Below are 22,633 nucleotides of genomic sequence, written 5' to 3'. Positions count from 1 at the left end.
TTCCGCATCGCGGATTTCCCGCCTACGCTGCGGAGCCATGACTGACAGGCAATCGAACATCGCGGTGGTGACCGGGGCCGGCTCCGGCATCGGGCGGGCCGTCGCCGTGGAACTGCTGCGCGCCGGCTGGTCGGTGGCGCTGGCCGGGCGGCGCGCGGAGCCGTTGGCCGGGACGGCGGCGCTGGTGCCGGAAGCGGCCTCGCTCGCCGTGCCCACCGACGTGTCGCGGCCCGAGGGCGTCGAGGCGCTGTTCACGGCGACGGTGGAGCGCTTCGGCCGGGTGGACCTGCTGTTCAACAACGCGGGGACCTTCGGGCCCGGCGGGGTCCCGGTCGAGGAACTGCCGTACGACGCCTGGCGGCACGTGGTGGACACCAACCTCAACGGCGCGTTCCTGTGCGCGCAGGCCGCCTACCGGCGGATGAAGGAGCAGGACCCGCAGGGCGGCCGGATCATCAACAACGGCTCCGTCTCGGCCCACACGCCCCGCCCGCACTCGGTCGCCTACACCGCGACCAAGCACGCGCTGACCGGCCTGACCAAGTCGCTGTCCCTGGACGGGCGGCCGTACCGGATCGCGGTGGGGCAGATCGACGTCGGCAACGCGGCGACGGACATGACGGCCCGGATGCGGACGGGCGCGCTCCAGGCGAACGGTGAAGTGGCCCCGGAACCGGTGATGGACGTGGCCGATGTGGCGCGCACGGTGCGGCACATGGCGGAGCTGCCGTTGGAGGCGAACGTGCAGTTCGCGACGGTACTGGCGACGGCGATGCCGTACATCGGGCGGGGCTGAGCCGCGGATTTCGGGCCCGCGCAAACGGAATTTGAACATCCGCGCTATTGCGGCCGATCGATGACATGTGCTCAACTTTTCTCCACGCAAGCTTCACAGTTGGAGCACAAGAGTTCCGCGGCCACTGCCCAGGGGGGAGGCGGCGGCCGTTCCACCGGACCGGAGTTGGGGGTGGACCTCGCGGCGAGCCGCGGGGTACACACCGGTCGATGGAACGGCCGCCGCCACATGCCGCCTGCGGCGGACCCGGCTGCGGGGCAGGCGGTACGACCGCTCAGCGCCGGTGCCTGCTCCCCGTCTCCGCTCCCTCGCCCGCCGGCGTCTCCGCCGTCCGTGCCCGGCGCCTGCGCAGGGTCCAGGCCCCCGCTCCGAGCAGCGCGAGCGCCCCGGCGGCGCCCTCCGCGATCCGCCAGGCCGAACCGCCGCCGGACGCCGTGCCGGGTGCGCCGGCCGCCGCCTGCACCGTCTTCCGCACGGGCGCCTGGGTCGCGCTCGCCCCGCCCGCGCTGATCGGTTCGACCAGCGTGCCCACCGGCTGGGCCGAACGCCCGCGGGTGAAGCCCCAGTCGAGCAGCGCGGCCGTGTGCTCGTAGACGGCGTTGCCGCCCGCGTCGGGATGCATCACGGTGACCAGCAGGGTGCGCCCGCCCCGGGTGGCCGCGCCGGTGAAGGTGTTTCCGGCATGGCTGGTGTAGCCGTTCTTGACACCGATCAGGCCGTCGTAGGTCTTCAGACCCCATGCCCCGGTCAGCAGTCGGTCGGTGTTCTGGATCTGGAACGTCTTCTTCCCGCCCGCCGGGAAGTCGGCGGTCCGCGTGCCGCAGTAGCCGCGGAAGTCGGGGTCCTTCAGGCCGTGACGGGCGAAGAGCGTGAGGTCGTACGCCGAGGAGAGCTGTCCCTTGTGGTCGAAGCCGTCGGGGCTGACCACATGGGTGTCCAGGGCCTGTAGGTCCGCCGCCTTGGCCTGCATCTCGGCGACCGTCCTGGCTATGCCGCCGTTCATGTGGGACAGCACGTGCACGGCGTCGTTGCCGGAGCGCAGGAACACGCCCTGCCACAGCTGCTCGACGGTGTAGGTGAGGCCGGGCCTGATGCCGACGAGGCTGGAGCCGGCCGGGATGTCGGCGAGGTCCGCGTCGGTGACCTTGTACCGCTGGGCGCGGTCGAACTTCCTCAGCACGGTGTCCGCGAACAGCATCTTGAGCGTGGACGCGGGCGCGAGCCGACGGTGCGCGTTGAACGCGGCGAGCACCTCCCCGCTCTCGCAGTCGGCGACCAGCCAGGCGCGGGCCGTGAGCTTCCTGGGCAGTCCGGTGGCGCCACGGACCTGGACGCCGGTGCGGGCCAGCCGCTCGCCGCCGATGACGGTCGCCGCGGCGGCGGGGGTGGCCGTGGACAGGGGAAGGGCGGCGGCCGTCAGCCCGAGGACGGCACGCCGGCTGAGCCGGGAACATTCACGCACCCGGGGACCGTACACCGCGCCGAGCAGGGACTTCGCGGTCTGAGGGCCGAGACGGCACGGAATTTGCCGCGTCATGAAAATCCGATGAGTTACGTGACCGCGTCATGGCCGCGGCAGCGTCCGTACCGACCTCCCCGTACGGCCCTCAGGACCGCTCACCTGCCGAGCAGGCGGTCGATCTCGGTCAGCTGTGCCGCGGTGAGCGGCCCCTTCGCGAGCGCCCCGGCGTTCTCCTCGGCCTGGGCGACGGTCCGGAAGCCGGGGATGGGCACGGTGCGCGTGCTGCGGGCCCACAGCCAGGCGAGGGCGCCCTGGGCGAGGCTGCGGCCGTCGCTGGTGAGGATCTCGCGGACCGCGTCGATCCGGGCCAGCCACTCGGGATCGGCGCCGGAGCCGTCGTCCGCGTATCCCGGGAGCCAGGCCGGCGGCCGGCTCCGGATGTCCCCGGCCTCCAGCGAGCCGCCGCGCCGCCCGGCGAGCAGACCCATGGCGAGCGGGCTGCGGTTGACGCTCGCCAGCTCCAGCCGCTCGCACAGGGCCAGGAGTCCGGGTGCGTCCTGCAGGACGTTGAGGGTGTGCTGTACGGCCGCACAGTGCGGGCCCTCGGCGAAGACGGCGGCCCGCGCGGGGTCGTCGGTGCTCCAGCCGTAGGCGCGGACGAGCCCTTCGGCGACGAACTCCTCGCAGGCGTCCCGGAGTTCGGCTGCCCGTGCCGGGTCGGCGTCGGAGATGTGGAGCTGGTACAGGTCGACGCGGTCGGTGCCGAGGCGGCGCAGGGAGGCGGTGAGGGCCCGGCGGGCGTACTCCGGGGTGGCGTCGGTGCCGGTGAGGGTGCGGGTGTCCGCGTCGAAGACGTTGCCCCACTTGGTGGCGAGGACGACGTCGTCCCGCCGCTCGCCGAGGGCCTTGCCGAGGATCTCCTCGCTGTGCCCGGTGCCGTAGGAGTCGGCGGTGTCGAAGAAGGTGACACCGAGGTCCAGCGCCCGGCGGACGGCCCGTACGGACTCGTCGTCGTCCACCTTCCCCCAGCCGACGGGCTGCCCGTCGGCGGTCTGGTGCTCGCCCCCGATGGCCCAGCACCCGAAACCGAGCGCGCTCACCTCGATGCCACTGCGTCCCAGCGTCCGTGTCGTCATGGAGGGGACGCTAGGGCTTGGAGTGCACGCGAACACAAGCCTCCGGAGGGTTTCCTGAGGTCTGGGCTCTCTTACGCCTGGGCCTTCTTGGAGCTGGGCCTTCTCAGGCCTGCCCGGTCTCGAACCGCGAGATCCGCCCGTCGTCCTCGACGGTGAAGTTCCACCGGGTGCGCATCTCGCCCCAGGTGTCGTTGCAGTAGCGGGCGAGCAGGGTCCGGCCGCCGTCGGACTCGTTGTCGACCTCCATGTGACCGTGCGAGGAGAAGATCTCCCGGTCGATCCAGTCGGCGAGGTCCCGGTCGGAGCCGTCGTCGGCCATGGTCGCCCCGGGCGTGAGCAGGGCCATGAAGCCCTCGCGGTCGTGGGCGTTGACGGCGTGGACGAAGGCCCGGACCGCGGGGTCGCTGAGCTTGGCTGGCTGAATCGTCATGGCGTCAGGCTCACACCGCGCCGGCGGTACCGCCACCCGAACGGCAGCCAGGACGGGCCGGGCTGCGTCGGCGGTGCGAGGGTGGGGGCGCGGGAGGGGACATGTCCGCCTGTCTGCTGGGGAGTCACCGTGACCTGTTACGACCGACGTGATCTGGGCCTGCTGCTGCTTCGGCTGAGCACCGGCGGGGTACTGGCGGCGCACGGCGCGCAGAAGCTGTTCGGCTGGTTCGGCGGGCACGGGCTGGAGGGCACCGGCCAGTACATGGAGTCCATCGGCTACGCCCCCGGCAAGCTGAGCGCGACGGCGTCGGGCCTGGCGGAGGCGGGGGGCGGCACACTGCTGGCCCTGGGCCTCGCGACCCCGGCGGCGGGCGCGGCGGCGGCCGGCGGGATGGCGGGGGCGGCCGCGGTGCACATGCCCCACGGATTCTTCGCGCAGGAGGGCGGCTACGAGTACGCGGCGACCCTCGGCCTGGCCGCGGCCGGCCTCGCCGTCAGCGGCCCGGGCCGGCTCTCCCTCGACCACGCCCTCGGCCACGTCTTCGACCGCGGCTGGATGGTCCCGGTCGCCCTCGGCGTGACGGCGGCGGCGACGGCCCTGATGGTGGGCGCCCGCAACCGCCGGGTACGGCAGCGGGCGGAGGGCGAACAGGAGACGCTGTTCGAGGAGTGAGCCGACGGTTGTGCCGGGGGGCACGGTGGCCGGTGCGCGGCGCGAGTGGCTGCGCGTGGCTTTGCGTGGGCGCGGCTGCGCTGGGCACGGGCAGCGGCGAGCGGCGGCGCTGGGCACGAACAGCGACGGCTCGGCGGGCGGCTGCGCCGGGCACAGGCAACGACCCGCGGCTGCGCCGGCCTTGGCAGCGGCATGCGGCGTGTGGCGTGTGAGGCTGTACGTGGCTGGAGGCGGCTGCACTGGGCACGGGCAGCGGCAAGCGGCAGCGCTGGGCACGGGCAGCGGCGAGCGGTTGCGCTGGGCACAGGCAGCGACGGGACGGCGGGCGGCTGCGCTGGCCTGAGCAGCGGCAAGCGGCGTTTGGCGTATGAGGCCGTGCGTGGCTGGGGGCGACTGCGCTGAGCGCGGGCAGCGACGAGCGGCTGCGCTGGGCACAGGCAACGACCCGCGGCTGCGCTGGGCGCGGGCAGCGGCAGGCAGCAGCGCTGGGCGCAGGCAGCGACAGGACGGCGGGCGGCTGCGCTGGCCTGAGCAACGGCAAGCGGCGTTTGGCGTATGAGGCCGTGCGTGGCTGGAGGCGGCTGCACCGGGCACAGGCAGCGGCAAGCGGGCTGCGCTGGGCACGGGCAGCGACGGGCCGGCGGGCGGCGCGGGCGGTGTCTGAGCGTGGCTTCGGCTCTTGGGGCCCCGCCCGGCGTCCGAGGCACTGTTCGGGGAATGGCGTGAGCGGCGGCGGCTCGGTGACCGGGAACCGTCCTTCGTCCGAGTAGCCGGATGTCGGCGGCAGGGCCCTGGTCGCGACGCGCGCAGCCGCACGGCTCTACAAGGCGGACGGCACGATCGACACCGGACGCGGTCCCGTGACCCACCCCCACCGCGGCGACTGCACCCGCGGCCCCAACATCCAGGCGAAACTCTCCGACGCCCCCGAACACCGCCCGCACGTGGCCAGCACCGCGTCCGCAGCCTCCAGCCCGAGCTCCGCACCACCGCCGACCGCGTCCGGGCGGACCTGCGCACCGCGTCCCGCTTCACCCGCGTCGCCCCGGCCTGAACTCCCCCGGCTCCCTTGAGTCCCCTTCCTCCAGGGCCTGTTCAGCACGCCACGGATAACGAGGCGAAAAGCCCCTCCCCTACGGTCCCAGCCGATCCGATCGATCCGACCGATTCGGCCGAGGGCCTGAGGGAGCGTGCTGGTGAGACAGAGACGTGAAGGTGGACATGGATCAGGCAGGACGCCCGCGTCCATGAGAAGCGCGGTCGCCGCCGCCCTGTTCGCGCTGGCCGCCGTCGCCGCGCTGCTCGGCGGCGGAAGTCCGGCCGTCGCCGCGGGCGGGGCACAGCGGATCATGACAAGCGCACCGGCGCGCGTGGACCTGCCCGGGGCGCCGCACACCGGGCCCGCGGCCGACGCGGCCCTGCGCGCGTACTGGACGCCCCGGCGGATGCGGCAGGCGGTGCACCACGCGGCCGTACGCGACGGCACGGCCACGAGCGGGCTCACTGCGCAGGCCGCCGCGGCCGGGCTGCCCGACGGACACGGGCCCGTCGCCACCGTGGACACCGTCGGCAAGCTCTTCTTCACCTATCCGGGCGGCCAGCCCTCGGTGTGCTCGGGCTCGGTGCTGAACACCACCGCCGAGACCCTGGTCCTGACCGCCGCGCACTGTCTGGAGGAGGGCGGGCCGAACGGGCAGTGGCACACCAACTTCCTGTTCGTGCCGGCGTACGACGGCAGCGCCACCCCGCCGCTCGGCTCCTTCGCGGTGTGGAACGTCGCCAGCGACTCCCTGTGGGCCAGCGACGCCGACGAGAACCACGACTACGGCATCGCGATCACGTACGACAACAGCCTGGGCGAGCACGTCGCCGATGCGGCCGGCGCCTTCGACATCGTGTCCGGCCACGGGACCGTCAACGAGGTGACGATCATCGGGTACCCGTCCGAGGGCGCCTATGACGGCAAGCACCAGGAGTACTGCAAGGACCTCAGCGAGCCCACCCCGGTGCCCAGAAACCTGATCATGGCCCGCTGCCCGAACATGGTCGGCGGCTCCAGCGGCTCGCCCTGGCTGCTGGACTACGATCCGGTGGACCAGGTCGGCGAGATCTACGGCGTCAACGCCGTCTTCGACGGGACGTACATCGCCACGCCCCGGTTCGACGACCGCACCCTGCAACTCGTCGCGATGGTGAACCAGTTGGCGGCGGCCCGGCCCTGAGGCCGGGGCCGGCGGGGAGGGAGGCGTCATGTCCGAGAGTCCGTCACCCGGGCGGCGAGGGCGCGCGTCCCGCCGCCGACGCGGTGCCCCGGACGGTACCGACGGCGTTCCCTCCCCGCTGCCCGCCCCCTGGACGGCGGACCTGCTGGCGTCCGCCCGGCCGGTGCCGCACATCCTGCCGGAAGATGGATTCCGGCCACAGGAACGCGAGCGGGTGCCCCCGCTCCCCCTGCCGTCCGAGGGGGCGCCGGTCCGCCTCCGACCTCCCGGAACGCGGCCCTCCGTCTGGCTGTCGCACCACCCGCGACCAGGCAAGAGGACGGTAAATCCGGACCTCGAGCCCGGAATCCTACTCCTACTGCAGGCCGATCTCGGCCTCGGTCAAGTGGCTGAAACCCGCCGATGCATCGCCCGCCACGACACCATGTGCCACGGCTCGGCGACGGTCGGCGGCCGCCGGGTCCACTTCGCCGCGGCCACCCGGAACGGCCTCTCCCTGTACGCCCTCGGGGACACCCCGCTCGGCCTCGCCCTGGCAGCCGAGGACGACCCGGGGCCGGACGGCCCCCTTGCCCCCGACCGGCTCCGCGACAGGGTCCGCCGGGCTGCCCACGCCTGTGCCACCGGCCGCTGCGCGGGGGGTCCCGCGGGGCCGGCCCCGGCCTGCGAGCAGATGGACCTCGCCCTGCCGCCCGGCTTCACCGCGGTGGCCGTCTGGTGCCTCCCCGACCCGCCGCAGGGACCATAACCAGCCGCGTTCCCCCTGATCGCTTGGCCGGTAATGCACCTTGCTCCCGCTCATTCCCGGTCGGAAGCATGCGGCATGATTGCTGCCGGAGTTGATGGTGCGGGTGTTGGGGGACACGCATGGGGGCAAGACTCGTTTTCAGGGTGCTCGGACCACTGGCGGTCGAGGCCGACGGCCGGTCCGTGCCGGTGGGCGGCGCACGGCAACGAGCCATCCTCGCGCTGCTCGCTCTCAACCCGGACCGGGTGGTGCCGGTGGACACGCTCATCGACGTCGTCTGGAACGGCCGGCCGCCCTCGACGGCCCGCACCCAGGTCGCCATCTGTGTGGCGGCGCTGCGCAAGGCCTTCAAGGCCGCCGGGGTCGAAGACGACGTGATCGTCACCGCCCACCCCGGCTATCTGCTCGAAACCTCCCGGCACGAGGTCGACTGGGTCGAGTTCACCCGGCTGGTGGGGCAGGCCGAACAGGACGCGTCCGAGGGCACGCTGACCGAGTCGGCCCGGGGGTACGCGCAGGCGCTCGGCCTGTGGCGCGGGCCCGCGCTCGCCGGGGTGATGGGGCGCCCGGTGGAGGACGAGGCCTCGCGGCTGGAGGAGTACCGGCTCAACGCCTTCGACGACGCCACCGCCGTACAGCTGACGCTGGACCAGCATCAGGAGATCATCCCGGAACTGTCGGCCGTCGTACGGGAACACCCGCTGCGGGAGCGGACGCTCGGGCATCTGATGCTCGCCCTGTACCGCTCGGGGCGGCGCGCGGAGGCGTTGGAGGTCTTCCGCGCGGCCCGCAAGCAGTTCATCGAGGAGCTGGGCCTCGAACCCGGGCCGAACGCGCAGAGCCTGCACGACGCGATCCTGGCCGACGACCCCTCGCTCGCCCCTCCCGAGAGTTCAGCCACGCCCGCGGCTCCCACGGCCCCGCCGCGCTCGGTGCCCTCCGAACTTCCGCCCGGCATCCCCGGGTTCGTCGGCCGGGACGCCGAACTGGCCGCACTGGACACCCTGCTGTCCGCGCCCGGCCCCCGGGTCGGCCTGATCACCGGCGTGGCCGGGGTGGGCAAGACGGGGATCGCCGTGCACTGGGCGCACCGGGTCCACGAGCACTTCCCGGACGGCAGCCTGTACGCCGACATGCGCGGTTACGACGGCCATCACACGCCCACCGAGGCGAGCGACGTGCTCGGCCGCTTCCTGCGCTCGCTGGGCGTGGCCGCGGACCTGGTCCCGGCGGCGCACGAGGAGCGCATCGCGCTGTACCGGTCGCTGCTGGCCGGGCACCGGATGCTGGTCGTCCTCGACAACGTCCGCCACTACGCCCAGGTCCGCGACCTGCTGCCCGGGGTTGGCGAGTGCTGTGTGGTCGTCACCAGCCGGGAGGCGCTGGAGGACCTGGTCACCTGGCCGCCGCAGGCGCGCATCCAACTGCGGCTGCTGTCGGAGCGGGAGGCGGTCGGACTGCTCGCCGCGATCGCCGGCGAGTCCCGGATCGCGGCCGGCCCCTCCGACGCGGTGACCCTCGCCCACCTGTGCGACCGGCTGCCGCTGGCCCTGCGGATCGCCGCCGCCCGGCTGGCCTCCCGGCCGCACTGGACGGTGCGGCACATGGTGACCCGGCTGCGCGACGAGCAGCGGCGGCTGGACGAGCTGAGCCAGGACGAGTCCCAGGTGCGTGCCGGGCTGGAGCTGAGCTACCGCTACCTCTCGCCCGACGCGGCCTGCCTGTACCGCAGGCTCGGGCTGCTCACCTCACCCGACTTCACCGCCTGGACGGCGGCGGCGCTGCTGGACTGCCCGGTGCCGGATGCCGAGCTGTTCATCGAGCAGCTCGTCGACGCCCAGTTCCTGGAGGTGGTCGGGCTCGACGCCACCGGGCACACCCGCTACCGGCTGCAGAACCTGCTGCGTCTGTACGCCGCCGAGTGCGCGGCGCACGAGGAGAGCGAGGAGCGGATCGGCGAGGCGCGGATGCGGGTCCTGCGCACCTATCTGACGCTGGCCGGGGAGGCCCACCGCCGGGAGTACGGCGGCGACTTCAGCGTGCTGCACGGCAGCACGCCGCGCCGGCCGCTGGCGGCCGCGCTCACCGACGACCTGCTGGTGGCGCCGCTGGAGTGGTTCGAGGCCGAGCGGCTCTCGCTGCGCGCGCTCATCGACCAGGCGGCCGAGCTCGGTCTGGACGAGATCGCCTGGGACCTGACGACGTCCATGGTGGTGCTGTTCGAGACCCGCAACTACGTGGAGGACTGGCGGCGGTGCGCGCAGCGGGCGCTGGAGGCCGCGCGGGCCGCCGGCAATGTGCGCGGGCAGGCCGTGATGCTGGCCGACCTCGGCGCGGTCGCGCTGCGGTTGCGCGACTTGCGGCGCACCGGGGTCCTGCTGGAGGAGGCGCTGGAGCTGCACCGCGACGTCGGCGAGCGGTACGGCGAGGCGATGGTGCTGCGCAACCTCGCCATCCGGGACCGGATGCAGGGCGAACTGGACACCGCGATGGCCCGGCTGGAGGAGGCGCGCGAGATCTTCCGGTCGGCGGGCGACGGCTCCTCCGAGGCGCACGTGCTGAACAACATGGCGCAGATCCAGCTCGACCTCGGCCGGGCGGAGGTGGCCATGGGCCTGGGCCGGGAGTCGGTACGGCTGTCCGAGGCGATCGGTGAGGGCCGTGGCGCCCGTGGGCTCGCCCAGAGCCTGCACCGGCTCGCCCACGTCTATCTCGCGCTCGGCGAGACACAGCTCGCAGAGGAAGCGTTTCTGCGGGTGGTGCACATCGTCAAGGAGAAGTCGGACATGGTCGGCCTCGCCTACGCCCTGCACGGGCTCGGCGAGACCCGGCTGGCCGCCGGGCAGGGGCAGCAGGCCCTCGACACGCTCACCGACGCCCTGGACATCGTCTCGGGGATCGACAGCCCGCTGGTGGAGGGGCAGATCAATCTGGGCATCGGGCGGGCTCTGAACGCGCTCGGGCGGCCCGGCGCCGAGGACCACCTGAAGACCGCGCAAGCCCTCTTCGACCGGATCGGCGCACGGCCCCGGCCGGAGCAGGCGGGTGCGCTGCACGGTCCTCAGGAGTTCTGACCCCCGAACCCCCCGGCGGTTCTGGCGGTTTTCCCACATGGCGGGTGCCCCGGTGCCGTCGATAGCCTGCACGGAGTGACCTGATCGGCACGGGGGGAACACTGGGGAGGCCCACGATGGACAGCACGGCCGGAGCGGTCATCGCCGCCGCGATCATGCTCAGCTGCACGATGGTCGTCGTGGCGGCGCTGTTCTGGTTCTCCACCGGGCACTCCCGCAGGCGGTATGCGGCCGTGGAGCAACTCGCCCTGGAACAACGGAACCTGCGGGCCGAGGTGACCGAGGTCGCGGGGTGTGTGCGGGCGATCCAGCACCTGCTGGAGGACCCGGCGGAGCCGTGAACGGACGTGACGGGCGAAGGGGGTGACACCTCGCGGCGCCACCCCCTTCCCTCGCTTCTGTTCGGTTCTGTCCGGTCTCCCCGTCTCACCACACGTCGAGGGTGATGCTCGTGAACTCCTGGACTGTGCGGTAGCCGAGCCGTTCGTAGAGCCGGTGCGCGGTCCGGGCCGAGTCCATCCGGGCCAGGCTGCACCAGGGCGCCCCGCGCTCCAGCGCCCGGCGGGTCAGCCACGCGGTGACAGCGGCGGCCAGGCCCCGCCCCCGGTGGGCGGGAGCGGTGGCGATCGAGGCAAGGTGCGGAGCGCCGGTACCGGGACGCAGCAACAGCGCACCGGCGCAGGCGAGTTCCCCGCCCGCCGCACGTATCCCCGCCCACACCTCGACCTGTGGATCCCCCGGCCGCACCAGATGCCCCGGGCTAGCCTCGGCCAGCAACGCGGACAGCTCCGGCCCGGACGTCAGCAGGACGACGTCCTCCTCGCCGGGCTGCGCGGCCGGGGCGGTCTCGCCGATCATCAGCGCCCACTCCTCCCGCTCGCCCTCGGGCAACGGCCACGCACCGCGTGGCAGGTTCAGAACGTACGGCGGCTCGGGCAGCGCGTCGAGCACGTGCCCGGCGAGCGCCACGGCGGCATCGGGGGCGCCGGTGACGGTGACGGCGGCGGCGGGCTCGTCCGCACTTCCGGAGCCGTACGCCACGGCCCCTTCGACAGCCCAGGCAGGACCACGCCAGTCAGGCGTGATCCACTCCCGCGTCCAGGGATCGCCGGCGACGGCCAGCACCTCGGCGCCGTCGCGCGGACGGGTGACGGTGAGCATGGGAACTCCTTCCAGTGGGCGGATCGATGTCCGGATCCGTTCGGCGGGCGAGGACGGCGCGCGCCCGGCCCGACGGCGGACGGAGCGGGCTCCGGGCAGGAACGCGAGGCGCGGGCCCGGTCGGGTAGATCCTGTGCGCGGGCTCCGGGGCCGACCCCGCCGCGCACAGACGCTCCGCGCACAGTCCCGCCGCGCGCAGCCCCGCCCCGGTTTCACCGGCGGGAGCCCCGGCCCCATCGCGCGCGGCGGACCCCATCACATCCCGGCGGGCCGGCCTCCCCCGCCGTAGCCCGTGTGGTCAAAAGAGGAACCCGTACCGGCCGTCGGAGGGGGCGGCCGGTACGGGTGGCTGGTGGGTCAGACGTCCCGGCGGCGGAGGAGGACCGAGGCCACGGCGATCAGCGCCACGCCCCACAGCGCGCAGACGCCGAGGCCCTGCCAGGGGGTGAGGACATGGTCCGGGGAGGGGTGGGCGAAGACGATCTGCTGGCCCGCGTTGGCCGGGAGGAAGGCCGCGATGTCGCGGCCCGCCGTGCCGGGGAGGCTGCCGGCGAGGGGGGCCAGGACCAGGAGGAAGCCGACCACCGCGGCGATCGCACCGGCCGTGTGGCGGATCAGGGCGCCGACACCGAGGGCGAACAGGCTCATCGCGGCCAGGAACAGCCCACTGCCGGTCACCACGCGCAGCACCTCGGGGTCGCCGAGGGCGACCGGGGCGTGCTTGTCCAGCAGTGCCGATCCGGCGAAGAAGGAGGCGAACGCGGTGACTTCGCCCGCCACCAGGGTCACCAGGGCGAACACCGCCGCCTTGGCCACGAGCAGCGGGGTGCGGCGGGGCACGGCGAGGAAGCTGGCGCGGATCGTGCCGCTGGAGTACTCGCTCGTGATGACCAGCACACCGAGCACCGACACGATCAGTTCGCCGACACCGAAGGCGCTGAAGATCACCGAGAGGGGGTCCGCGACGACCCTGGCCCGGTCCTGCGGCGACGCCGAGCCCCACTGGGCGGCGGTGACCGCACTGGCCGCCACGGACACCCCGACGGACGCGACGAACATCAGCAGCAGCACCCAGGCGGTGGAGCGCACCGAGCTGATCTTGACCCACTCCGCGCGCAGCAGACCGGTGAGGCCCGGGGACTTCGCCGTGACGTGCCGGGCGGGGGCGAGGGCTTCGGCGCTCACGCCGCGCTCCATTCGGTGAGGGGAGAGCCGGCGGGGCCGCCGTACTCGACGCTGGTCTCGGTCATCCGCATGAACGCCTCCTCCAGCGAGGCGCGCTGCGGGGTCAGTTCGTGGATGACGATCCGCTCCGCCGCCGCCAGCTCCGCGATCCGTGCGGCCTGAAGGCCGGTGACCGACAACCGGTCGGGGCCCTCGGCGCGGGCCGTGCCGCCCTCGGCCGCCAGCAGGGAGGTGAGCCGGGCGACCGCGGGCGTACGGACCAGGACGGAGTCGGCGCGCGAGTTGCGGTCGATGAACTCCTCGACCGGGCAGTCGGCGAGCAGCCGGCCACGGCCGATGACGATCAGATGGTCGGCGGTGACGGCCATCTCGTTCATCAGATGGCTGGAGACGAAGACCGAACGGCCCTCCTGGGCGAGGGACTTCATCAGATTGCGGATCCACAGCACGCCCTCGGGATCGAGCCCGTTGACCGGCTCGTCCAGCACCAGGATCCGCGGGTCGCCGATGAGGGCGGCCGCGATGCCGAGGCGCTGCGCCATGCCGAGGGAGAAGCCCCCGGCGCGGGCCGTGCGGACCTCGCTCAGACCGACCCGCTCCAGCACCTCGTCGGCGCGGGAGGCGGGCAGCCCCTGGGTGTGGGCGAGGAAGCGCAGGTGGGCGTAGGCGCTGCGGCCCTTGTGGAAGGCGCGGGCCTCCAGCAGGGCGCCGACGGTACGCAGCGGGCCGCGCAGTTCGCCGTAGGGGCGGCCGCCGATCAGGGCGCTGCCGCCGTCGGGCCGGTCGAGGCCCAGCAGCAGCCGCATGGTGGTGGACTTGCCGGCGCCGTTCGGACCGAGGAATCCGGTCACCTTGCCGGGCGGGACGGTGAAGCTGAGGTCGTCGACGGCGGTCTTGTGGCCGTACCGCTTGGTCAGATGGCGGGCCTCGACCTCGGGGGCCGAAATCTGCATGTCAGGTGTTCCTTCGTGCCATGGGGACGGACAGAGCGGACAGGTGTGCCGTGATGTCGCCGGTCACCTCGGCGGCGTGCGGCACGAGGTAGAAGTGGTCGCCCGGGAAGGCGCGGCTGGTGAAGGCGCCACGGGCGGCGACATCGGCCCAGGCGAGGACGGCGTCCGCGGGAACGTCCGGGTCCGCCTCGCCGTAGAAGGCGGCGACCGGGAGGTCAAGGCGCTCGGCGCGGGCCTTCGCCGCGTAGTCCTCCAGCAGCGCGTAGTCGGCGCGCAGCGCGGGCAGGACCAGCTCCACCAGGTCGGGATCGTCGAGCGCGGGGGCCAGCGGGCCGCCGCGCCGGCGGACGTCCGCGAGAAGCGCGGCGTCGTCGTCGTACCGGAAGCGCGGCAGCCGGTGCGGGGCCGCCCGTCCGGAGACGAGCAGCAGCCGCGGGGCGGTCTCGCGGGCCACCTCGTAGGCCACGGAGGCGCCCATGCTGTGGCCGAAGTAGACGGTGGGCAGCGGGGGCAGGGCGGCCAGCGCGGCGGCGACGGGACCGGACAGGTCGTCCATGGTCCGGGCGGGTCCCTCGAGGATGCGGTCCTCGCGGCCCGGGTAGCGCACCGCGAGCACCTCGGTGTCCGGGCCGAGCAGGGCGGGCCACGCACGGAAGAAGCTGGCGGCTCCGCCGGCGTGCGGGAAGCAGACCAGGCGGTGCAGCGGGCGCTCGGGAGCGTGCAGGACGCGCAGCCATGCGGCGGCAGTGGACGGGAGGGAGGTCACGGTCACCGGACCCGCCTCCCCCCGCCGAGGCGGCACCCGGCGAGCGGCCCGGCGTCCGGGCCGGCCAGGGCACACCCCTGGGGAACCAGGCGGTGCGGCACACGCCACGGAGCGAACGGCTCCCCGGCCCGCGACCGGGCAGCGGCGGTGCGTGCGGGAACGGACGGCGTCACCGGGCTCACCTCCGCCTGGCGAAGCGGCGGGCGGCGAGCGGGGCGGTCACGGCGATCAGGGCGAGGCTCCAGGCCAGCGCGGCGGTGACATGGCCGGCTGCGGGGCCGCCGGTCAGCAGCGCGCGGGAGGCGTCGACCACCGAGCTCATCGGGTTGTGCGCGACGAGGAAGCCCAGCCAGCCGGGCATGGTGCCCGGGGCGACGAAGATGGAGCTGCCGAACTGCAACGGCACCATGGCGAGCATGCCCACGCTCTGCACGGTCTCCACCGTGCGCGCGGTCAGTCCGATCAGCGCGTGCAGCCAGGCCAGCGCGACCCCGTAGAGCAGGATCAGCCCGATCGCGGCGACGGCCTGGAGCGGGCCGGTGTGCACCCGGAAGCCGATCAGCAGGGCGAACGCGAACACCACCAGCAGACTGACCAGCATCCGCAGGGTGTCCGCGAGGATACGCCCGGCGAGCACGGCCCAGGCGGTCATCGGCAGGGTGCGGAACCGGTCCATCACCCCGTTGTGGAAGTCGGTGTTGAGGCTGATGCCGGAGGTGCGGGAGGCGATGGTGGTGGTCAGAGCCATGATGCCGGGCATCACATACTGCCGGTAGGCGCCGCTGCTCCCGGAGATCGCGCCGCCGAAGATGTAGACGAAGATCAGCGCGAACACCAGCGGCATCAGGGTGGCGTCCAGCACCTGGCCGGGGCTGGAGAGCACCTTGCGCAGATTGCGCCGGGTGATGGCCAGGGTGTGGCCGACGGCTCGGCGGGACCCGGGCAGCAGGCCCGGGGCGATGACGGCGCTCATGCGGCGCTCCTGGCGGTCTCGGTCCTGGGCTCGGTGTCGGTGTCGGCGTGGCCGGCGCCGGTCAGCGCGGTGACGGGCGCGGTGCCGGTCAGGGTGAGGAAGGTGTCGTCGAGGCTCGGGGTGCGTGTGTCGACGCGGGCCATGGGGATGCCGGAGGCACCGAGCGCGCGTACCGCCGCGGTGACCGTGCGCCCCTCCCGGTCCAGCGGCAGCCGGACCAGCCCGTCCGCTTCGTCGACGGCGACCGGGCCGAGGCCCGCGGCTTGCAGGGCCTTGCGTACGGCGGGCAGGTCGGCCGTGTGCTGCGGGGTGAGGTGGAGCACCGGGCCGCCGATGCGCTCGCGCAGCTCGGAGACGGTGCCGGAGGCGATGACCTGACCGCGGTCGATGACCACGAGGGAGTCGGCGAGTGCCTCGGCCTCCTCCATGTACTGGGTGGTGAGCAGCACCGTGGTGCCCCGGCCGGCGAGGGAACGCACCTCCTCCCACAGGGAGTTGCGGCTGTGCGGGTCGAGACCGGTGGTCGGCTCGTCGAGGAAGAGCACCTTCGGGTCACCGAGGAGGCTCGCGGCCAGGTCGAGCCGCCGGCGCATGCCGCCCGAGTAGGTCTTCGCGGGGCGGTGTGCGGCCTCGGTGAGCCGGAACCGCTCCAGCATGGCGTCGGCGCCGGCGCGGGCGGCGGCCCGCCCCAGGTTCAGCAGGCGGCCGATCAGATAGAGGTTCTCCCAGGCGGAGATGTCCTCGTCGACGGCCGCGTACTGGCCGGTCATGCCGATCAGGTTGCGTACCTCGCGGGACTGGCGTGCCACGTCGTAGCCGTGCACGAAGGCCTGCCCCGCGTCCGGCTTGACGAGGGTGCACAGCATGCGCACGGTCGTCGTCTTGCCGGCTCCGTTCGGTCCCAGCAGCCCGAGGACGGTGCCCTCGGGCACCTCGAAGGACACGCCCCGCACCGCGTGGGTGTCACCGAACTGCTTCACCAGGTCTGTTGCGCGTATCGCCGGGGTCGTGATCGTCATCGGGTCCTCTCAGGGTCCGCGGTTGCTGCGGCGAACCGGGACGCTACGGAGCCCCTCTATCGATGGCTTATCGAATGGCTTCGCTCCCCGCCCCGGCCCGCTCCCCGCCCCGCCCCGGCCTGCTCCGCTCCTCGCCCCGGCCTGCTCCGCTCCCGTCCCGGCCGGCTCCGCTCGCGCCCGGCATGGCCGAAACGCGCGCGATAACGCGGTGAAAAAGCGCCCTCCTAACGTCCACCGGCATGTGGACTGCGAGCTGAGGAGTCGGATCCATGTCAGGTGTGGCGATAGGGGACCTGGGACGGTCCACGGCCGGCGGGCCGGCCGGTCTGCTGGGACGGCTCGCGGAGCACGCGGCCCGCACACCCGACGCCCTCGCGGTGTCGGGGGCCCGGGAGCGGTGGAGCTACCGCGCCTTCGAGTCGGCGACGGCCCGGCTCGCCGAGCGGCTGAAATCGGCCGGCGTCGGCCCCGGGGACACCGTCGCGATCCACGCGCTGCGCACCCCCGCACTCGCCCTGGCCCTGGTGGCCGTGGCCCGCACCGGCGCCGCCTTCCTGATCTGCGACGCCGCCCACCCGGTGCGGCAGTCGCGCCGCCAGGCGGAGCGCTCGGGGGTCAAGGCGTGGCTCGCGTGCGGTCCAGCGGGGCTGCCGAAGGAGTTGGCGGGCCCGGAACTTCCGGTGCTCACAGCCGAGTTCGACGCACCGGACGTGGCCTCCTGCGAGATCACGAACGCGGGCGTCCGCGACGACACGCACGCCGGAGCTCCCGCCCACGCCCCCGTCGCCTACGTCGCCCACACCTCCGGCACCACCGGTGAGCCCCGGCGGATCCTGGGCGGCTGGGGGCCGGTCGAGCACTTCCTCGGCTGGTACACCGCCGCCGAGGGCATCGGATGCGAGGTGCGCGGCGCGGTGCTGTCCGGGCTCGGGCACGACCCGCTGCTGCGGGACGTGTTCGTGCCGCTGTGGGCGGGCGGCACGGTCGTCTTCCCCGAGGCCGACGTGCGCGACGCGGCCGCGATCGCCCGCTGGCTGGCCGACGAGCGGATCACCCTGGCCCATCTCACCCCTGGCCTCGGTGACGTCCTGGCCGACGCCGCGCCCGAGGGAGGCTGGCCCGAGCTGCGGCTGGTGGGCTTCGGCGGCGAGGCGCTGACCTGGCGCACCGTCGACACCTGGGCCGACCGCGCCCCGAACGCCAGGATCCTCAACCTGTACGGCACCACCGAGACCCCGCAGGCCGTCTCCGTGCACGTCGCCGCCGGGCCGGGCCGCCCCGCCGGCACCCGGCACGGCGCCCGGGTACCGCTCGGCCCGGGCATCGACGGGGTGGAGCTGGCCGTCGAGGACGGCGAACTCGTCGTCGTCACCCGCCACTTGGCGCGCTACGCCGACGACTCCGCGCCGCGGGGTTTCGGCGGCCGCTACCGCACCGGCGATCTGGTCCGTGAACTGCCCGACGGCACGCACGAGTTCACCGGCCGCCGGGACGACCAGATCAAGATCCGCGGGCATCGGGTCGAGCCTGCGGGCACCGAGGCCGTACTGCTCACCGCCCCCGGTGTCGCCCGGGCCGCCGTCGTCGCCCACGACGACACCCTCGTCGCCCATGTCGTACCGGCCCCGGGCCACGCCCTGGACGCGGACGCCGTACGGGACTTCGCCGCCGGTCTGCTGCCGGACCACGCGGCCCCGGCCGCCGTCGTCGTGCACGACGCGCTGCCGCTCACCGCCAACGGCAAGACCGACCGGGCCGCGCTGGCCGCCCACCGCCCCGCGACCGCCCGGCGGGCCGCGCGCGATCCCCGCGAGGAGATCCTGTGCGGGCTGTTCGCCGAGGTGCTGGGCACGGACGGGTTCGGCCCGGACGACGACTTCTTCGCGCACGGCGGACACTCCCTGCGCGCCAACCGCCTGGTCAACCGGGTGCGCCGGCTGCTCGGTGTGTCCGTGCCCGTCAACACCCTGTTCGACGCGCCCACCCCGGCGGCCTTCGCCCGTGCCCTGGACACCGCCGCCGGTGCCGGACGCCCCGAGCTCGCCCCCGCCGAGCGGCCCGAGCGGCTGCCGCTGTCCAGCGCGCAGCGCCGCCTGTGGTTCGTGCAGCAGCTCGACGCGGACGACACCTCGTACAACATCGCGCTCACCCTGGAGCTGACCGGCCCGCTGGACCGGACGGCGCTGGCCGCCGCGCTCGGCGATCTCACCGACCGGCACGAGGTGCTGCGCACCGTCTACCGCGCCGAGGACGGCGAGCCCTGCCAGGTCGTCCTGGACTCGGCCCGCCCCGAGCTGCACGTCCTGGACGTCCGCGAGGAGGAGGCGGCCGCCGAGCTCACCCGGCAGGCCCGCCACCGCTTCGACCTGGCGGCCCGCCCGCCGCTGCGCACGGTCCTGCTGGCCACCGGCCCCGAGCGGCACACCCTGCTCGTGCTGCTGCACCACATCGCCTCGGACGGCGCCTCCACGGGCCCGCTGGCCCGGGACCTGTCCGCCGCCTACACCGCCCGGCTCGCGGGCCGCGCCCCCGACTGGGAGCACCTCCCCGTCCAGTACGCCGACTTCACCCTGTGGCAGCGTGCGGTCGAGCGGCCCGAGGAGGACCTGGCGTACTGGGAGGAGCGGCTGGCCGGCCTGCCGGACGTGCTGGAGCTGCCCACCGACCGGCCGCGTCCGGCCGTCGCCTCAGGCCGTGGCGGCCGGGTGCGGTTCACCGTGCCGGCCGGGCTGCACGCGCGGCTGGCCACGCTGGCCCGGCGCACCGGCAGCACGGTGTTCATGACGGTCCAGGCCGGCCTGGCGGCGCTGCTGACCCGGCTGGGCGCGGGCGGCGACATCCCGGTCGGAACCGCCGTCGCGGGCCGTGCCGACGAGCTCCTGGACGGGCTGGTCGGCTGCTTCGCCAACACCGTGTGCCTGCGCACCGACACCTCGGGCAACCCGTCCTTCACCGAGCTCGTCGGACGGGTCCGTGACCGGGACCTCGCCGACTTCGCCCGTCAGGACCTGCCGCTGGACCGGCTGGTGGAGCATCTCAACCCGGCGCGCTCGCTCGCCTACCACCCGCTGTTCCAGACGATGCTGACCTTTCAGGGCGCCGAACGGGTCCGCTACGACCTGCCCGGGCTGCGCGTCGCCGTGGACACCGCGGAGCGCGACTCCGCCAAGGTCGACCTGTCCTTCCTGTTCGCCGAGGACGGGGAGGCACTCGCCGGCACCCTGGAGTACGCCGTCGACCTGTTCGACCGCGACAGCGCGGAGCGGCTCGCCGCCCGTCTGGTGCGCCTCCTGGACGCGGCCACCACCGCGCCCGAGCGGCCCATCGGGGACCTGGAGATCCTGGACGAGGCCGAGCGCGCCCAGCTCCTGCACGGCTGGCAGGGCGCGCCCGCCGAGGCCGTCGGCACCACCCTGCCCGAGCTGTTCGCCGCCCAGGTGCGGCGCACCCCGGACGCCCCTGCGGTCGAGCACGCGGGAACCGTCCTCACCTACCGTGAGCTGGACGCGCGCGCCAACCGGATCGCCCGCCGCCTCATCGCGCTCGGCGCCGGCCCCGAGACCCATGTGGCCGTGGCCCTGGACCGCTCGGTCGACCAGATCGCCGCACTCCTCGGCATCGCCAAGGCGGGCGCCGCCTATCTGCCGCTGGACCTCGCCCACCCGGCCGAGCGGATCGCGTTCGTCATGGACGACGTACGCCCGGTCGCCGCGGTCACCGCCCGGGCGCACTCCGGCCTGCTGCCCGCGGGCATCCGGCGGGTGCTGCTCGACTCACCCGAGGAGCGGCGCCGGTTGGCGGACCTGTCCGCCGAGGACGTCAACGACGCCGACCGCACCTGCCCGCTGACCCCGGCTCACCCGGTGTACGTCATCTTCACCTCCGGCTCCACCGGCCGGCCCAAGGGCGTGGTCGTCGAACACCGCTCCCTGGCCGCCTATCTGGGCTGGGCCCGGGAGGCGTACGACAGTGTGCGCGGCCGGGCGCTGGTGCACTCACCGGTCGCCTTCGACCTGACGGTCACGGGCATCTTCGCCCCGCTCACCGCGGGCGGCACGGTCGAACTGGTCGACCTGGACGGCCGCGCCGAGCAGCCGCCCGCGGCCCGGCCCGACTTCGTGAAGGCCACCCCGAGCCACTTGCCGCTGCTGCTGGAGTCCGACGACCGCTTCTCTCCGGTGCGCCAGCTGGTGCTGGGCGGCGAGTCCCTGATGGGCGAGGTGCTGGAGCAGTGGCGCGAGCGGCATCCGGGGGCGACCGTCGTCAACGAGTACGGCCCGACCGAGACCACCGTCGGCTGCACCGAGTTCCGTATCGCGCCGGGCGAGCCGGTGCCCGCCGGGGTCGTCACCATCGGGCGGCCCGTGCGGGGCACCCGGATGTACGTCCTGGACGCGCGGCTGCGCCCGGTGCCCGCCGGGGTGCCCGGCGAGCTCTACATCGCGGGCGACCTGGTCACCCGCGGCTATCACGGCCGGCCGGCGCTCACCGCGGGCCGCTTCGTCGCGGACCCGTTCGGTGCGCCCGGTGACCGCATGTACCGCTCGGGCGACCTGGGCCGCTGGAACCGGGACGGGCTGCTGGAGTTCGTCGGGCGCGTGGACCACCAGGTCAAGGTGCGCGGCTTCCGGATCGAGCCCGGTGAGATCGAGACCGTGCTCGGCGGCCATCCGCTGGTGCGGCAGGCGGCCGTGGTGGTCCGCGAGGACCGGCCCGGCGACCGGCGGATCGTCGCGTACGTCGTCTCCGACGCACCCGTCGAGGAGCTGCGGGCGCTGGCCGCCGAACGGCTGCCCGAGTACATGGTCCCGTCGGCGATCGTGCCGTTGGCCGAGCTGCCGCTGACCGCCAACGGCAAACTGGACCGCGCCGCCCTGCCGGCCCCCGAGCGGCAGCCCGCCCGGACCGCGGCGGGCGCCGGGCCGCGCACGGCCCGCGAGGAGATCCTGCGCGGACTGTTCGCCGAGGTCATCGGCGTGGCCGAGGTCCCGGTGGACACCAGCTTCTTCGACCTGGGCGGCCACTCGCTGCTCGCCACCCGCCTGATCGGCCGCGTCCGGACCGTGTTCGGCACCGGCCTCTCGCTGCGCACCCTGTTCGAGGCCCCCACGGTCCGCGAGCTGGCGGCCCGGCTCGACGGCGGCGCCGGGCAGGCACGCCCCCGGCTGGTGCCCCGGGACCGCCCGGAGCGACTGCCGCTGTCCCCCGCCCAGCGCAGGCTGTGGTTCCTGAACCGGCTGGAGGGTCCGAGCCCCACCTACAACATCCCCCTCGCGCTGCGCCTGGACGGACCCCTGGACGTACCGGTCCTGCGGGCGGCGCTCGGCGACGTGCTGGACCGGCACGAGAGCCTGCGGACCGTGTTCGCCGAGCGGGACGGTGTGCCGTACCAGGTGGTCCTGGCGAAGGGCACGCGAGCGGATCTCGCCGTCCGCGAGACGCCGGAGGGCGAGCCGGCGGCCGTACTGGCCGCCGCGGTACGTGAGACCTTCCCGCTGGGCGGCGAGCTGCCCTTCCGGGCCACGCTGTTCGAGGTCGACGCGAAGCGGCACGTGCTGCTCCTGCTGATGCACCACATCGTGGCCGACGGCTGGTCGGCGGGTCCGCTGCTGCGGGACCTGTCCACCGCCTACACCGCCCGGCTGGAGGGCAGGACGCCCGACTGGGAGCCGCTGCCGGTCCAGTACGCCGACTACGCCCTGTGGCAGCAGGAGGCCCTCGGCGACGAGGCCGACCCGCGGAGCCCGCTCGGCACTCAACTCAAGTACTGGACGGAGCGCTTGGCGGGCGTCCCTTCGTCAACACCCTCGTCCTGCGCACCGACACCTCCGGCGACCCCACCTTCCGCGAACTCCTCGAACGCGTCCGCGAAACCGACCTGTCCGCCCTCGCCCACCAGGACGTCCCCTTCGAACGACTCGTCGAAGCCGTCAACCCCACCCGCACCCTCGCCCACCACCCCCTCTTCCAGGTGATGCTCGTCCTGCAGAACAACGCCCAGGGCGAGGCCCGGCTGCCCGGCGTGCACGCCCG

General features: G+C 74.0%; 15 protein-coding genes and 2 pseudogenes. 8 read left to right on the top strand and 9 right to left on the bottom strand.

What is annotated here, in order from left to right:
- Positions 1-37 precede the first annotated feature (37 nt).
- Positions 38-796: an SDR family oxidoreductase gene (locus OO52_RS29325; protein WP_030653471.1), complete on the top strand. Its 759-nt coding sequence runs from the start codon at positions 38-40 to the stop codon at positions 794-796.
- A gap of 274 nt (positions 797-1,070) precedes the next feature.
- Here OO52_RS29325 and OO52_RS29320 read toward each other — a convergent pair whose 3' ends face one another.
- The 3 genes from OO52_RS29320 to OO52_RS29310 form a co-directional block, all read right to left on the bottom strand.
- Positions 1,071-2,258, bottom strand: a complete 1,188-nt coding sequence (locus OO52_RS29320; RefSeq protein ID WP_208618269.1) for a D-alanyl-D-alanine carboxypeptidase family protein — start codon at positions 2,256-2,258, stop codon at positions 1,071-1,073.
- Between the two features lie 155 nt (positions 2,259-2,413).
- Positions 2,414-3,394 carry an aldo/keto reductase gene (locus OO52_RS29315; RefSeq protein ID WP_030653477.1) on the bottom strand — a complete coding sequence of 327 codons (981 nt, stop codon included), beginning with the start codon at positions 3,392-3,394 and terminating at the stop codon, positions 2,414-2,416.
- A gap of 103 nt (positions 3,395-3,497) precedes the next feature.
- Positions 3,498-3,824: a hypothetical protein gene (locus tag OO52_RS29310; RefSeq protein ID WP_030653481.1), complete on the bottom strand. Its 327-nt coding sequence runs from the start codon at positions 3,822-3,824 to the stop codon at positions 3,498-3,500.
- A 129-nt stretch (positions 3,825-3,953) separates the two neighbouring features.
- Between OO52_RS29310 and OO52_RS29305 the strand changes: the two genes are divergently transcribed.
- From OO52_RS29305 to OO52_RS29285, 5 genes are all read left to right on the top strand, one after another.
- A complete protein-coding gene (locus OO52_RS29305) occupies positions 3,954-4,499 on the top strand; it encodes a DoxX family protein (protein WP_030653483.1) in 546 nt (181 codons plus the stop codon).
- Between the two features lie 1,247 nt (positions 4,500-5,746).
- Complete coding sequence (locus tag OO52_RS29300; protein ID WP_030653486.1) at positions 5,747-6,721, top strand: trypsin-like serine peptidase; 975 nt, start codon at positions 5,747-5,749, stop codon at positions 6,719-6,721.
- A gap of 385 nt (positions 6,722-7,106) precedes the next feature.
- Entirely contained in the window at positions 7,107-7,469 is a 363-nt protein-coding gene (locus OO52_RS29295; RefSeq protein ID WP_158712576.1) for a hypothetical protein, read from the top strand.
- A gap of 143 nt (positions 7,470-7,612) precedes the next feature.
- A complete protein-coding gene (locus OO52_RS29290; RefSeq protein WP_234339811.1) occupies positions 7,613-10,543 on the top strand; it encodes an AfsR/SARP family transcriptional regulator in 2,931 nt (976 codons plus the stop codon).
- Positions 10,544-10,659: 116 nt separating this feature from the next.
- Positions 10,660-10,884: a hypothetical protein gene (locus OO52_RS29285; RefSeq protein ID WP_030653494.1), complete on the top strand. Its 225-nt coding sequence runs from the start codon at positions 10,660-10,662 to the stop codon at positions 10,882-10,884.
- Positions 10,885-10,969: 85 nt separating this feature from the next.
- Here the strand turns inward: OO52_RS29285 and OO52_RS46175 are convergent, their stop codons facing one another.
- From OO52_RS46175 to OO52_RS29255, 6 genes are all read right to left on the bottom strand, one after another.
- Positions 10,970-11,704, bottom strand: coding sequence for a GNAT family N-acetyltransferase (locus tag OO52_RS46175; protein WP_051818840.1), 735 nt, complete (start codon positions 11,702-11,704; stop codon positions 10,970-10,972).
- 357 nt (positions 11,705-12,061) lie between these two features.
- Complete coding sequence (locus tag OO52_RS29275) at positions 12,062-12,889, bottom strand: ABC transporter permease (RefSeq protein WP_030938584.1); 828 nt, start codon at positions 12,887-12,889, stop codon at positions 12,062-12,064.
- Complete coding sequence (locus OO52_RS29270) at positions 12,886-13,842, bottom strand: ABC transporter ATP-binding protein (protein ID WP_030653502.1); 957 nt, start codon at positions 13,840-13,842, stop codon at positions 12,886-12,888. The genes OO52_RS29275 and OO52_RS29270 overlap by 4 nt, the downstream gene beginning before the upstream one ends.
- A 1-nt stretch (position 13,843) precedes the next feature.
- Positions 13,844-14,614: a thioesterase II family protein gene (locus OO52_RS29265; RefSeq protein WP_051818844.1), complete on the bottom strand. Its 771-nt coding sequence runs from the start codon at positions 14,612-14,614 to the stop codon at positions 13,844-13,846.
- A 172-nt stretch (positions 14,615-14,786) separates the two neighbouring features.
- A complete protein-coding gene (locus OO52_RS29260) occupies positions 14,787-15,581 on the bottom strand; it encodes an ABC transporter permease (RefSeq protein ID WP_030653509.1) in 795 nt (264 codons plus the stop codon).
- Positions 15,578-16,600 carry an ATP-binding cassette domain-containing protein gene (locus OO52_RS29255; RefSeq protein WP_051818846.1) on the bottom strand — a complete coding sequence of 341 codons (1,023 nt, stop codon included), beginning with the start codon at positions 16,598-16,600 and terminating at the stop codon, positions 15,578-15,580. Before OO52_RS29255 ends, OO52_RS29260 begins: the two co-directional genes overlap by 4 nt.
- A gap of 269 nt (positions 16,601-16,869) precedes the next feature.
- On the opposite strand from OO52_RS29255, the pseudogene OO52_RS54690 reads away from it, so the two are divergent.
- Both OO52_RS54690 and OO52_RS50010 read left to right on the top strand, forming a co-directional pair.
- Positions 16,870-18,597 (top strand): annotated as a pseudogene (locus tag OO52_RS54690) (non-ribosomal peptide synthetase); the annotation flags it as partial.
- Positions 18,598-18,702: 105 nt separating this feature from the next.
- Positions 18,703-22,633: pseudogene (locus tag OO52_RS50010) on the top strand (amino acid adenylation domain-containing protein); the annotation flags it as partial.

This window comes from Streptomyces flaveolus, from assembly GCF_000716535.1.
Classification (GTDB): domain Bacteria; phylum Actinomycetota; class Actinomycetes; order Streptomycetales; family Streptomycetaceae; genus Streptomyces; species Streptomyces flaveolus_A.
This window is presented reverse-complemented; position numbering and strand designations above follow the sequence as displayed.

Bases quoted from the DNA above. Each gene is read 5' to 3' on its own strand.
- OO52_RS29325 (WP_030653471.1), top strand. From the start codon at position 38: ATGACTGACAGGCAATCGAACATCGCGGTGGTGACCGGGGCCGGCTCC.
- OO52_RS29315 (WP_030653477.1), bottom strand. From the start codon at position 3,394: ATGACGACACGGACGCTGGGACGCAGTGGCATCGAGGTGAGCGCGCTC.
- OO52_RS29310 (WP_030653481.1), bottom strand. From the start codon at position 3,824: ATGACGATTCAGCCAGCCAAGCTCAGCGACCCCGCGGTCCGGGCCTTC.
- OO52_RS29300 (WP_030653486.1), top strand. From the start codon at position 5,747: ATGAGAAGCGCGGTCGCCGCCGCCCTGTTCGCGCTGGCCGCCGTCGCC.
- OO52_RS29285 (WP_030653494.1), top strand. From the start codon at position 10,660: ATGGACAGCACGGCCGGAGCGGTCATCGCCGCCGCGATCATGCTCAGC.
- OO52_RS46175 (WP_051818840.1), bottom strand. From the start codon at position 11,704: ATGCTCACCGTCACCCGTCCGCGCGACGGCGCCGAGGTGCTGGCCGTC.
- OO52_RS29270 (WP_030653502.1), bottom strand. From the start codon at position 13,842: ATGCAGATTTCGGCCCCCGAGGTCGAGGCCCGCCATCTGACCAAGCGG.
- OO52_RS29260 (WP_030653509.1), bottom strand. From the start codon at position 15,581: ATGAGCGCCGTCATCGCCCCGGGCCTGCTGCCCGGGTCCCGCCGAGCC.
- OO52_RS29255 (WP_051818846.1), bottom strand. From the start codon at position 16,600: ATGACGATCACGACCCCGGCGATACGCGCAACAGACCTGGTGAAGCAG.